General features: G+C 46.6%; 11 protein-coding genes. 5 read left to right on the top strand and 6 right to left on the bottom strand.

What is annotated here, in order from left to right; all coding sequences use genetic code 11:
* Window positions 1-417 precede the first annotated feature (417 nt).
* The gene (locus ACE1CM_RS44930; protein WP_374886025.1) at window positions 418-2,199 is read right to left on the bottom strand and encodes an alpha-amylase family glycosyl hydrolase; all 1,782 of its coding nucleotides are present in this window, start codon (window positions 2,197-2,199) and stop codon (window positions 418-420) included.
* 1,036 nt (window positions 2,200-3,235) lie between these two features.
* Between ACE1CM_RS44930 and ACE1CM_RS44925 the strand changes: the two genes are divergently transcribed.
* Window positions 3,236-3,439, top strand: a complete 204-nt coding sequence (locus ACE1CM_RS44925) for a hypothetical protein (RefSeq protein WP_374886024.1) — start codon at window positions 3,236-3,238, stop codon at window positions 3,437-3,439.
* A gap of 11 nt (window positions 3,440-3,450) precedes the next feature.
* Here the strand turns inward: ACE1CM_RS44925 and ruvA are convergent, their stop codons facing one another.
* Entirely contained in the window at window positions 3,451-4,080 is a 630-nt protein-coding gene (gene ruvA, locus ACE1CM_RS44920; protein ID WP_374886023.1) for a Holliday junction branch migration protein RuvA, read from the bottom strand.
* 194 nt (window positions 4,081-4,274) lie between these two features.
* Here ruvA and ACE1CM_RS44915 point away from each other — a divergent pair, with 194 nt between their 5' ends.
* Window positions 4,275-4,499 (top strand): hypothetical protein, encoded by a 225-nt coding sequence (locus tag ACE1CM_RS44915; RefSeq protein WP_374886021.1) that lies wholly within the window; start codon window positions 4,275-4,277, stop codon window positions 4,497-4,499.
* A 368-nt stretch (window positions 4,500-4,867) separates the two neighbouring features.
* Here the strand turns inward: ACE1CM_RS44915 and ACE1CM_RS44910 are convergent, their stop codons facing one another.
* Window positions 4,868-5,626 (bottom strand): sucrose-phosphate phosphatase, encoded by a 759-nt coding sequence (locus ACE1CM_RS44910; protein ID WP_374886020.1) that lies wholly within the window; start codon window positions 5,624-5,626, stop codon window positions 4,868-4,870.
* A 257-nt stretch (window positions 5,627-5,883) separates the two neighbouring features.
* The gene (locus tag ACE1CM_RS44905; protein WP_374886019.1) at window positions 5,884-7,116 is read right to left on the bottom strand and encodes a tetratricopeptide repeat protein; all 1,233 of its coding nucleotides are present in this window, start codon (window positions 7,114-7,116) and stop codon (window positions 5,884-5,886) included.
* 179 nt (window positions 7,117-7,295) lie between these two features.
* Between ACE1CM_RS44905 and ACE1CM_RS44900 the strand changes: the two genes are divergently transcribed.
* Both ACE1CM_RS44900 and ACE1CM_RS44895 read left to right on the top strand, forming a co-directional pair.
* A complete protein-coding gene (locus tag ACE1CM_RS44900) occupies window positions 7,296-8,723 on the top strand; it encodes an MFS transporter (RefSeq protein ID WP_374886018.1) in 1,428 nt (475 codons plus the stop codon).
* 377 nt (window positions 8,724-9,100) lie between these two features.
* Window positions 9,101-9,382: a hypothetical protein gene (locus ACE1CM_RS44895; protein ID WP_374886017.1), complete on the top strand. Its 282-nt coding sequence runs from the start codon at window positions 9,101-9,103 to the stop codon at window positions 9,380-9,382.
* 178 nt (window positions 9,383-9,560) lie between these two features.
* On the opposite strand, the gene hisIE is transcribed toward ACE1CM_RS44895, so the two are convergent.
* Both hisIE and ACE1CM_RS44885 read right to left on the bottom strand, forming a co-directional pair.
* Window positions 9,561-10,229 carry a bifunctional phosphoribosyl-AMP cyclohydrolase/phosphoribosyl-ATP diphosphatase HisIE gene (hisIE, locus tag ACE1CM_RS44890; protein ID WP_374886015.1) on the bottom strand — a complete coding sequence of 223 codons (669 nt, stop codon included), beginning with the start codon at window positions 10,227-10,229 and terminating at the stop codon, window positions 9,561-9,563.
* 105 nt (window positions 10,230-10,334) lie between these two features.
* On the bottom strand, window positions 10,335-10,556 hold the full coding sequence (locus ACE1CM_RS44885; protein WP_374886013.1) for a ChaB family protein: 222 nt from the start codon (window positions 10,554-10,556) through the stop codon (window positions 10,335-10,337).
* A gap of 123 nt (window positions 10,557-10,679) precedes the next feature.
* Here ACE1CM_RS44885 and hemL point away from each other — a divergent pair, with 123 nt between their 5' ends.
* Window positions 10,680-11,978: a glutamate-1-semialdehyde 2,1-aminomutase gene (gene hemL / locus ACE1CM_RS44880; protein ID WP_374886011.1), complete on the top strand. Its 1,299-nt coding sequence runs from the start codon at window positions 10,680-10,682 to the stop codon at window positions 11,976-11,978.
* The last annotated feature ends 67 nt before the right edge of the window (window positions 11,979-12,045 follow it).

The raw sequence follows: 12,045 nt of genomic DNA, 5'->3' as shown, positions 1-12,045 counted from the left end.
GGCGCGAGATATTATCGACGATTCCACAGTTGTTGTGCGCGAGGGAAATAATATTTCGATTCGACGCAAGGGGTTGATCGAACAGTATACTCTGGGAGAAGGCGAACCGTTTACGAGGGTTTATTTGAAGGAAATTCCGACAGTTTTGTAACTATAAAAACTGGGTTTTTATAGTTACATTGATACGACATATAGGGAGAATGGTGCGTTACACTTCGTTAACGCACCCTACAATTACCATATGTAGGGTGCGTTAGCGATAGGGTAACCCACGATGAAACCATATCTAGCGATAGGGTAACCCACGATGAAACCATATCTAGCGATAGGGTAACCCACGATGAAACCATATGTAGGGTGCGTTAGCCATAGCGTAACGCACCTGAAGGTTAAAAACCTGGTTTTTCTAGGGAAAACTTACTGCCAAACTAAAACTTTCGCTTCGTATTCTGGCAAATCAATCATGATTTGACTGTTTCCAGCTTCTACATCAAAATCGTGAGTCCATTCGTGCCAAGTTCCATCCGCTGGGAAGTTAGGAACAGTATACCCAGCCAGATAATTACCTGAGAAATTGGCGATGACCACGACGCGGGAACCTTCATCATTCCAGCGAGTATATGCAATGACTTTCGCATCAGCATTTTCGTGGAAAAAGTTAATATTTTCAGTGTAAAGTGCGTGATTGTTTTTCCGCAGATGAATTAAGCCTTTGTAGTATTCAAACAAACCGCGATTTAGGTCATTTTCTAGCAGAGTCCAATCGATTTTGGCGGGGTCGGGGGTTTTTGGTTTGTATTCTGCGATCGCTTGTCCCATCCACAACATTGGTACGCCGACAGCTGTCATTAAAATAACCGCTCCCAACTTAGCGCGCTTAAAAGCTTCGGCATCAAAGATATTCCGATTGCCCAATTCTACCATCAAGCGATCGTGGTCGTGGTTTGTGATGTAATTAACCACATTGGTAGCGCCCATAAAACCTTGGCGCTTGCAATCAATTACATCTTTAAGCTGCTCTAAATCGAAGGTATCGCCGCAGATGTGTACGGTAACGGTGTGGCGGAAACTGTCGTGCCAACAACCATCCATCGGTCCATCAATATTAGTGATGCTGGTAGTTTCGGGAATGTGTTCGGCGATGTTATAAAACGGCTTCATTCCCGCTGTTTTTTTGGCTTCTTGGACAATCCAGTGCATGAAGTCGTAATTGGCAATTTGCCGCGCGGCGTCGTACCGAATGCCGTCGATGTGATATTCTTCAATCCAAAAACGCACGGTATCGCCAATAAATTTCCGCGCTGGATAGGTTTGCAATTTTTCATCGAAATGTTCGTAGTTAAATTCTGGCCCCCAGTTGTTATCGGGGTCGCGTGGTGAGTGGTGATACCAATAATCGTGGTCAATTTGGGTGAGGGGACAAGATGCTTCTGAGTGGTTATAAATCCCGTCCATGATGACGCGAATTCCCCTGGCATGGCACTCGTCAATTAATTCTTTTAATTCTGCCGTTGTGCCATAGCTGGTTTCCGTAGCAAAAAAATAGCGGGGGTTATATCCCCAGCTATAATCACCCGGATATTCTTTGACTGGCATCAGTTCAATGGCGTTGATACCGAGTTCGCAGATATAGTCTAATTTCTCGATGACGTGCTTGTATTTTCCACGAGGGTTAGGGTCATCTTCGCCGCCGGTAAAGTCGGCTACGTGCAATTCATAAATCACTAATTGATGGTCTGGGGGTAGCGGTTTATCGTCGTGTTTCCAAACATAGGTATCGACAATTTTTTTGCCGTCTTTGATTCTAACTGTGCCGACGCCTTTGCTTTCGTCTACGTCTGTGGCATAGGGGTCTATGACATCTACCCATTGGTCGGGTTCAAAAAACCAGGATAATGATTGAACTTTGAATTTATAGTCGTAAACTCCATCTTCTAATTCGACCTCTGTGCGGAAATAACCATCCTTGCCTTTTTTCATCGGTATTTCTTTCCAGTCACAGAAAGAACCGATTAAGGCCGCTCCTTTGTTATAGGGAGCAAATAACGCAAATTCGATGGTACTTGTCTTACTAGGTGTTTTGCTTGTTTTAGTAGGTGTTTGGCTTGTCTTATGAGCTGTGGGTGACATCTGATTTTTAGGTATAGTATGCCGACAACAGTATTTTCCGCTTTCTAACTCGGCTGTAGTATCGGTCACAAGAAATAATCTTGCTGCGGGTCACCTCTTTCTTCAGGAAGAAATGTAATTAGGATATAGCAACCCTAGGATAGATGACGGCTAACCAAACTGAAATGGTAAGTTATTAACTCAAGTTGCTAGTTAACGCAAGTTGCTAGTTATCTTTTTAGCGCTGAAGACAGGCTAATGGCTAATAGCTAATGGCTGGTAGAACCGAAAAATATTCCCATCACCAATTAGCAAGCTTGCAATTAGCAATGAGAGCAACCCACGATAGTTATAACTAGCAACTTGGGTTAGTTATAAGTTTTGGCGGTGGTCATTGGTAATTGGTAATTGGTAATTGGATTAACAGGCTTTTGCCGTCAGCAGTCAGAAACCCGGTTTCTTTGGCGTCAGAAACCCGGTTTCTTCATAGATTTCTCGCGGTCAAACCCACGATTTTTCAGATCACCAAAGTTTCTTTAGCTCGATGTAACTAGCAACTTACGTTATTAGATTTGCTTGCTAATCGTCACGCAGCAATACACTCCCTGTCTCTCTGGTATTCAATGCCGAGCGCTTGAGCCGATAAAGACCATTTTTAGTCAGAATTTTTTTTCGCCTCCAAATCGCCTATAAATAATCGCGCCATGGATTTTTTGTCAAAATATTTTTTGTGTAAACTATTTTAATATTAATATATTCAAGCGGATAAGATTGAAAGGTGCAAACTATCATTTTTATGAAAAATTAGGAACAAAAAGATAAACGCGATTGGGGAAAAAGCTATCAACATATCCGGAAACCTAGGCTGGTGCTATGTAGATATTACTGGTTTAGCTGGGCGATATGCCTGCGGCACGCTGGCGCGAAGCTATCGCGGAGCGCGAATCGCGCCACCCATCCCCCAGGGGGCATTAGTGCTTTTCACTACCACTACATCCCGGCTGATGGATTGCTCGCAGCAAGTGGGATCTGCACAAAATCTGCACAATTTTTGTATAGCAATAAACAGAGTTATGACTTAGCACATTGCCAACCCCGCTGGCTATTTGCGAACAAAGGAGAAAACATGGATTTTTTAAACCCCATCGCTGTTTGGATCGATCCCAACGACTGCAACTCATCAGTCGTCCTGCATAAGCTGAGTAATGGAACTTACGCGACGCATCTGTACCATCGCGATTTGAACCAACTCAGCTTTGGACATTACCACGGCAAAGATTTACGCTCGGCATGGTATGATTACCAGGCGCGAACTAAAGCCGAAATCTGAGAGCAAAAACATTACTGGCTGCTGAGCCAGGTAATCGCACTTCTGATCCAATCTTCAGGATTTGTGCTTTTGGCTGCTACAGCATCTTGGCTCACAGCTTGTATTGCTTGTGCCACCTCGCCGCTGCTATATCCGAGTGCTAGCAGCGTCATTTCTACATCTTCTAAAATCGCTGGTGCTGGTTGACCAGATTTTAGGGTATCCAGCTTGTTAAAATTACGCCATTCGGCTAGCTTGGTTTTCAATTCTAAGGCAATGCGTTCTGCTGTTTTGGCACCGACACCGGGAGTTTTAGTTAAGGCGCGGGTGTTTCCGGTAACAATAGCTTGAACTAATTCTGGCAGACTCAGGGTGTCTAAAAGCGCGATCGCTAATGCTGCACCAATTCCGCTGACACTAATCAAACGGCGAAACAAATCCCTCTCCGCTGCACTGCCAAAACCATACAGCACCATTTGGTCTTCTTTGACTTGCAAGTGGGTGAAGACTTGCGTTGACTCTCCTACCCCCGGTAATTGCTGCACTAGACGCGGGGGTATTTGCAGTTCGTACCCGATTTGATTTACTTCTAATACCAGGGTGACGCGATGGTTGCTGGTGGTTTGGATGGCTGCTACTGTTCCTTTGAGATAGCTAAGCATGAGCTAATTGCCGATTTCAAATTTATAGCCATTTTCAGTCGAATCAACGGGGTGAGGGACTAAGGCTAAAGAAAAACTTTGACAGGACTTACGCAAACACCAAAGTTTCTATGAAAAATCGTCGGTTTGGCAATCAGAGATATACGCAGAAACTTTGGCGATCAGATCGTGGTGCGTAAGTCCTATTTGAGTAGGTGACAAAACTTACTGATGCCGCGTCAGGGACACGGCATCCGAAAAACTTTGATTTGGTGACAAAACTTACTGATGCTGTGGTAGGGACACGGCATGGGAAAAACTTTGATTTGGTGACAAAACTTACTGATGCAGTGGTAGGGACACGGCATGGGAAAAACTTTGATTTGGTGACAAAACTTACTGATGCCGTGTCCCTACAGTGTTGTGTTGCACCCGATTGAAAACCGCTGTATAAGATGTAGAAGGTTACTTTTTCGGAAAATGCAACAACAGCGATCTTGGCTTTTTCAGAAACCCGGTTTCGACCTATATTTTTCAGATCACCAAAGTTTCTTTATGTTCGGCGGCATAGAGATCGCATCAATACGGGGCGGGTTTATATAGTTGGTCTATTTGAGCCACTTATTGTTTGTAAAACCCGCCCCTACATCAACAGGACTTACGCAGGTCGAGGCCAGAAACCCGGTTTCGACCTTGATCTCAGGTTCCCAAACCAACGATTTTTCATATCACCTTAGTTTCTTTGCGTAAGTCCTAATCAATTTAATTCAATCTGAAATCTCAAATCTGAAATCTGACATTCCCCTGTTCAATCTTTGCCCAGAAAGCTAAAGTAGTACAAACCTTCCAAAATTCCCGCCGCACAATGAGCATTAGCTAAGTATATATGATCGGCAGGGTTGATTTCGTACCATTGTAAAAGTTCTGGCTGAGCATTTCCTACAATAATACCTCGTTCTTTGCCCATACTAAACAAGGCGATGTCGTTGCCGGAATCGCCGCAGGCGACGGTTTGGGTGGTGTCAAATTCCCATTTGTGGCGCAAAAACTCCATTGCCAAACCTTTGTTGCCGCGTTTGGGTAGAATGTCCAGGTCTTTGCTGCTACTGTACACCAACCGGGTGTTTAAACCGCGTTCTTGTAACAGTGTCTCTAACCTTGGTAAGACTTCTATAGCGGCTTCCTCAGCCAGAAAATAGCTGACTTTGAAGGGTCGCTGTTCGGTGTCGGGTTGGGGAACTAAATCGGCAAAATGGGCGCAGGTGGCGGCTACCAAATCCCGATCCCATCCTGGGGAGAGTTGTTCAGACCAAGCGGGATCGGGAACTGGGTCATTGGAGTTATAGTAAATTTCGGTACCGACTGAGGTGACGAGGGCATCGGGTGTCAGCAGGTGCTTTTCGGTGGCGAGTTGGCGATAGAGGGTGAGCGATCGCCCGGTGATATAAACAATCTTAGTGCCGTGCTTCTGCGCTGAGTCTTGCAACCGCAGATTGAGTTCTTTTAGCGCTGCGTCGTCGCCTACGAGGGTATGATCTAGGTCTGTTACGAATAAAAATTTAGCCACTGCAACCTCTTTGGATGAAAGGATTTTGGATTTAGTTAGGGTGATTGGTAATGGGTAATGGGTAATTGCTAATTGGTTTTTCTCATGACCTATTAGCCATAACCGACGACTTATCACCCATTACCTAATCTAAAATTTAAAATCCAAAATCCACATTCCCAGGCAGGAGTCTGGGAACGACATTCCCAGGCAGGAGTCTGGGAACGAGAACATCCACATTCCCAGGCAGGAGTCTAGGAACGAGAAATCCAAAATTCTTACCGCCGACGCGGCTGATTACCTCTGACGGCGGCGAGGGCATTCCGGGCATTGGTGACAGCAGTTGTATTGCCTTGTTGTTGAAATAATGCTACGGCGCGCTCGAAATCTTTAATTGCTTCCTGTCTGTTTCCCAGTCTGAAATAGGTAACGCCCCGGTTGAAGAAGGCTTCCCCGTAGTCGGCTTTGATCGCAATTGCCTGGGTGTAATCGCGAATTGCGTCTTGGTGCTTGTCGAGTCGGTTATAGGCTATGCCGCGATTGTAGTATGCCCTTTCGTTTTTAGGTTCGAGGCGGATGGCTTCGTTGTAATCGGCGATCGCTTTATTATGATCCTTGAGGTCGTCGTAGGCGTTACCCCGGTTGATATAAGCTTGGGCGTTATTCGGATTGAGCCTGATTGCCTCGGTGCTGTCGGCAATCGCTCCTGGAAAATCTTTTTGGAAGTAGCGGGCAACTCCCCGATAGTGGTGGGCGTCTGCCATATCCGGTTTGAGCTTAATCGCTTCGGTGGTATCGGCGATCGCTTTGGGATAGTCTTTGAGGAAATAGTATGCAATCGCGCGTTGCAGGTAGGCATCCGCCATATCTGGCTGGAGCTTAATTACTTCGGTGTAATCTGCGATCGCTCCGTTATAATTGCCTTGCTTTGCCTTTTCCAACCCGCGATTGTAGATCTGCATCGCCGTCGTTTGCGTTTCGGTTGGGGTGGCTGGCTTTGGTTGATCTGCCGCTGGAGTCGGCTGTTCTTCTGTGGCTTCGGTTGGCGTATTAGCTGGCTTTGGTTGATCTGCCGCTGGAGTGGGCTGTTCTTCTGTGGCTTCGGTGGGCGTATTAGCTGGTTTCGGTTGATCTGCCGCTGGAGTCGGCTGTTCTTCTGTGGCTTGGGTGGGCGTATTAGCTGGCTTTGGTTGATCTGCCGCTGGAGTCGGCTGTTCTTCTGTGGCTTCGGTTGGCGTATTAGCTGGCTTTGGTTGATCTGCCGCTGGAGTCGGCTGTTCTTCTGTGGCTTCGGTTGGCGTATTAGCTGGTTTCGGTTTATCTGCCGCTGGTGCAGGTCGATTTTCCGGTTGCGTTGGTTGCGCCTGTCTGGTTGACGGTTTGGGTTTTGTTTGGGCTGCTGGCGTTGTTCCTGTTTCGGGGCGAGTTGACTGAGCAAAAGCAGCCGCATCGATGCTACCCAGTGCGGCGGTGAATCCCAAAATGGCGATAGTTGTGTGAAGGCGGTTCATAAGCTTGACCAATCGACTTTTTGGTGGAATTTAGAGCAACAGCTTGCAGAAAATTTTCGTTATCGCCCAACTAGGATATCAGATGAGGGAGATATTGAATATTAAGAAGATGAGGAAAATCAAATAAATTGGTAAAACCGTCACCCTACTTTCCCCCGACCTGTGACTGCGCCTAAACTATGTTTGTTCCCTCTTTCTCCCCCTTAATGTTTTCTTGGTTACCGCAACTCAATCCGCAAGTTCGGATTCTCGCCTTGGGTCGCTTCCTCTCGGAAATTGGCACGGGTTTTACTTTGTTTTATGCTCCCATCTTTTTTGTCAACCAAGTAGGACTATCTGCAACTGAGGTTGGTTTAGCGTTGGGCAGCGCTTCTATTTCTGGCATCGCCGGACGCATTCTCGGCGGTTTGTTTTCTGACTCTCCCAAGTGGGGACGGCGTCCCACGCTATTACTTTCATCTGCTATTTCTGCCGTCGCTTCCTTGGTGTTGGCGATTACTGTCAATTTTTCTACCTTGGTTTTGGGAAATTTACTGAGCGGTTTTGGCACTGGTTTATATTGGCCTGCTACGGAAGCAGTGGTTGCCGATTTAACTGAGGGAGAACAGCGCCGCGAAGCTTATGCCGTGACGCGGTTGGCAGATAATCTGGGATTGGGAATTGGGGTGGTTTTAGGGGGTGCGTTAATTGGGAGTTCGGGAACTTATCGGTTGTTGTTTATCATTGATGCGATTTCGTTTGTCGCGTTCTTTGCTGTAGTTTATTTAGCCATTCAAGAAACCTATCGACCATCCCCAAACAGGGAAGAAACAAAAGGTATTCCAGAAGAGACGCGGGGAGGCTCTGACGCGGGGACGGGGGGAGTTTTTTCCATGGGGATTGGAACTCCACCTGAAAAGTTGACGCATCAATCAGAGCAGACTAACGCGGAGCTTGATTCTTCTCAAGCTCCGCGTCTCCCCTTCTCCGCGTCCCCGCGTCTTCTTAATTCTATGCAAGGTTGGGTGGCTGCACTGCGCGATCGCCGCCTTGTTGTTTTCGTCTTGGTCAATGTTATCTTTACTACCTACGTTTCCCAAATCCAGAGTACTTTACCGCTCTATTTCAGTAAATTTGTCGCGAATACGGGTTTTTCTGCCCCAATAATTAGTGCGCTTTTTACCTGGCAGATGATTGTAGCAATTTTGGGTTTAATTCCCGCCTCCCGTGCTTTAAGGCGCTTCAGTCACCCGCAAGCGTTATGCGTATCTGCCTTATTGTGGGCGATAGGATTTATTTTAATTTGGGTGACGGGGGTGGCTGCAAAAGGGCATTTAGCATGGGCGATTTTAGGGATGGGAGCCTTCGCAGTTGCTACTGTATCTTACACCCCTTCCGCTTCTGCCCTCGTCGCCGATATCGCACCCGTTGACCTGCGCGGCGTCTATCTTGCGATTAATTCCCTATGTTGGGCTGCTGGCTACGCTATTGGCCCTACTTTGGGCGGCTACGCAATGGATCAAAACCGTTCAATTGTTTATGGTTTCTGGCTATTTTTAGCCTTGAGCATAATCGTCACAATTGGAATTTTGCAATATCTCGACCGAATTTTGTTAAATCACAATTAAAACCAGAAACCCGACTTCTCTTGTGAAGTCGGGTTTCTAGAAATAAAAATGCTAAAATAAACAAATAGACTTCTTTTGCTTGAGTCAAACATGAGTTTAACTTAACGCTAGTTGAAACCGAACGATTCCTGCCAGAGATTCCAGAGATCGCAACGAGTTCATCCCTCGCTGAATTTCTTTCAGAAAGTATTCCCTGATGCGGTGCGACGGGTTCGGAAAAAGCCCGTTCTGAATTGATTATTAGCCCGATTTTACTATAAGTACGCCAAATATTAAATCGACAAATTAGCTTATTTTCCGGCGAATAATTCAACGTAGATTCCTCGGTAGGATTGACTGGAGTCGGCGATTTTCTGTTAAGTCGATCTCCCGAACAAATGATTATTGAAGCACCTGCGGTAATTATTGTAGAAGCGAAAAAAGCCGATCTTAAGTCGGGAGTTGGACAGTGCGTGGCGGAAATGGTAGCCGCCCAAAAATTTAATCAAGAAAATAATGCGCCTATTCGTACAATTTACGGCAGCGTTAGCAGCGGTACGGCTTGGAAATTTATGAAACTAGAGGGACAAACCGTTACCATTGATTTGATAGATTATTCTCTACCTCCAGTCGAGCCAATTCTGGGAATATTAGTTTGGATGGTCAAAGGGGAGGGATAAAACTTATAATTTTCAGGCAGGAGCCTGAAAATCTTCATTCCCAGGCAGGAGCCTGGGAACGAGCTAAAGGAGCCTGGGAACGAGCTAGAACGAGCTAGATCCAGGGAACGAGCTAATAGCTAATGGTAGAGACGGGAAATATTCCCATTAGCAATTAGCAATTAGCAATTAGCCATTGTTACTTAAAAAATTTATTAGCGGGGCGGCGTTCTTGTAATTTACGATAAACTGCTTTCACATCAACGCCATGATGAGCTAAAGCGACCAAGGTGTGATAAAATAAGTCGGCAACTTCGCTGGCGATCGCATCTTTATCATCATCCTTAAACGCCATCACCACTTCGGCGGTTTCTTCACCAATTTTTTTCAATATCTTGTTATCGCCGCCCTCAAATAACTTGCAGGTATAAGAACTTTCTGTAGGGTTGTCCCGGCGAGCGCAAATTACTTCAAATACCTGAGACAATGTATCTGCTGGCGGTGCTATCTTTTGCCCATCTACTTGATGAAAACAACTGCGTTCCCCCGTATGACAAGCAATATCCCCGATTTGCTCGACCGTTATCAGTAGAGCATCGCTGTCGCAATCGTAACGGATACTTTTCACGTTCTGTACGTGCCCGGATGTTTCCCCTTTAGGCCATAATTCGGCACGAGAACGACTGTAAAACCAAGTGCGTCCTGTTTCTAATGTTTTGGAGAGCGACTCGCGGTTCATCCAAGCCATCATCAATACCGTACCATCCAGATAATCTTGGACAATTGCCGGGACGAGTCCCCGTTCGTCGTAGCGAATTTGGTCGAGGGGAATAGCAGAGTTGAAAGGCGTTGGTTCCGCAGCGGGCATAAATTCTGTTACTACAGCAGCGTTTTCATCTTACCAAAAACTGCGAGATGCACCCTGATTCAACGCCTGGTCGCGAAACTTGCTGTCAATTTTTGTTAAAAAAGATTAAGCAATTTGTGGTTTTGTAACGGAATCGAGGGTAATGACGCTGTTAAGACTGACAGTCTGAATGCGGACGGCACAAGCGGCGACCTTGTGAGCTTTAGACTCATCGCCGTACCATTGGAGGGCGCAGTTAAACGCAGCGCGGTAGAGGTCTTGAGCGGATTCAGAAAGGAGACTTCGCACTTCTGTGGGTAAATCTTGGTTAGTTTTGTATAGCGGCATGGTAATTGCATTCTAGATAGGATAACTAAACAGTCTATTATGGTAAATCGCAGCTTCCGACTATCCTAAGACAGACCTTTTAACCACAAACAAAGAGCGCAAGGATAAATTAAGGAGTTAACGTTGATTAGCACCAGCTTGAACACCACTAAATCAGAAGAAATTTTTGCCGCAGCGCAGCAGTTGATGCCCGGTGGCGTCAGTTCGCCAGTGAGAGCGTTTAAATCGGTGGGAGGACAACCCATCGTGTTTGACCGCGTCCAAGGCGCTTATATCTGGGATGTGGACGGCAACCAATACATCGATTATGTAGGCAGCTGGGGGCCAGCGATTTGCGGTCACACCCATCCTGATGTGATCAAGGCGTTGCACGAAACCCTCGAAAAAGGCACTAGCTTCGGCGCACCCTGCGCCCTGGAAAACGTGCTGGCAGAAATGGTAATTGATGCCGTTCCCAGCATCGAAATGGTGCGGTTTGTCAACTCCGGTACCGAAGCTTGCATGGCGGTGCTGCGTCTGATGCGCGCCTTCACCGGACGGGACAAAGTGATTAAATTTGAAGGGTGCTACCACGGTCACGCCGATATGTTTTTGGTCAAGGCGGGTTCCGGCGTCGCGACGCTGGGTTTACCCGACTCCCCCGGCGTCCCCAAATCTACCACGAGCAACACTCTCACCGCACCCTTCAACGACTTAGAAGCGGTTAAAGCGCTATTTGCGGAAAATCCCGACCAAATTTCCGGGGTGATTTTGGAACCCGTAGTAGGAAACGCCGGGTTTATTCCCCCCGATGCGGGCTTTTTGGAAGGTTTGCGCGTGATAACTCAGGAAAACGGCGCATTGCTGGTATGTGATGAAGTGATGACGGGTTTTCGCATTGCCTACGGCGGCGCCCAAGAAAAATTCGGCATTACCCCCGACTTGACTACGTTAGGTAAGATAATTGGCGGCGGGTTGCCCGTGGGAGCTTATGGCGGGCGGCGCGATATCATGTCGATGGTTGCACCTGCTGGACCAATGTATCAAGCAGGGACGCTTTCGGGCAATCCTCTGGCGATGACGGCGGGGATCAAAACCTTGGAATTATTGCAAAAACCGGGTACTTACGAGTATTTGGATCGGATTACCAAAAAGCTGGCGGATGGATTGCTGCAAGTTGCCAAAGAAACAGGTCACGATGCTTGCGGCGGTCAAATCAGCGGTATGTTTGGTTTGTTCTTTACTGCTGGCCCGGTTCATAATTACGAGGATGCCAAAAAGTCGGATTTGCAAAAGTTTAGCCGTTTCCATCGCGGCATGTTAGAACGGGGTATTTATTTGGCACCGTCGCAGTTTGAAGCTGGGTTTACTTCTTTGGCTCATACTGAGGAAGATATTGACAAAACCTTGGCAGCAGCGAGAGAAGTGATGTCAAGTTTGTAAGCTGGAATCAGAAACCCGGTTTTTTGAAAAAACCGGGTTTCTTAACTGAAAAACTAGCAGGATTTAC

The organism is Microseira sp. BLCC-F43, assembly GCF_041929235.1.
Lineage (GTDB): Bacteria > Cyanobacteriota > Cyanobacteriia > Cyanobacteriales > Aerosakkonemataceae > Microseira.
This window is presented reverse-complemented; position numbering and strand designations above follow the sequence as displayed.

What these genes read in the sequence shown, in the direction of transcription:
- ruvA (WP_374886023.1), bottom strand. Translation starts at nt 4,080, where the DNA reads ATGCTTAGCTATCTCAAAGGAACAGTAGCAGCCATCCAAACCACCAGC.
- ACE1CM_RS44925 (WP_374886024.1), top strand. Translation starts at nt 3,236, where the DNA reads ATGGATTTTTTAAACCCCATCGCTGTTTGGATCGATCCCAACGACTGC.
- ACE1CM_RS44905 (WP_374886019.1), bottom strand. Translation starts at nt 7,116, where the DNA reads ATGAACCGCCTTCACACAACTATCGCCATTTTGGGATTCACCGCCGCA.
- ACE1CM_RS44895 (WP_374886017.1), top strand. Translation starts at nt 9,101, where the DNA reads ATGATTATTGAAGCACCTGCGGTAATTATTGTAGAAGCGAAAAAAGCC.
- ACE1CM_RS44885 (WP_374886013.1), bottom strand. Translation starts at nt 10,556, where the DNA reads ATGCCGCTATACAAAACTAACCAAGATTTACCCACAGAAGTGCGAAGT.
- ACE1CM_RS44900 (WP_374886018.1), top strand. Translation starts at nt 7,296, where the DNA reads ATGTTTGTTCCCTCTTTCTCCCCCTTAATGTTTTCTTGGTTACCGCAA.
- hisIE (WP_374886015.1), bottom strand. Translation starts at nt 10,229, where the DNA reads ATGCCCGCTGCGGAACCAACGCCTTTCAACTCTGCTATTCCCCTCGAC.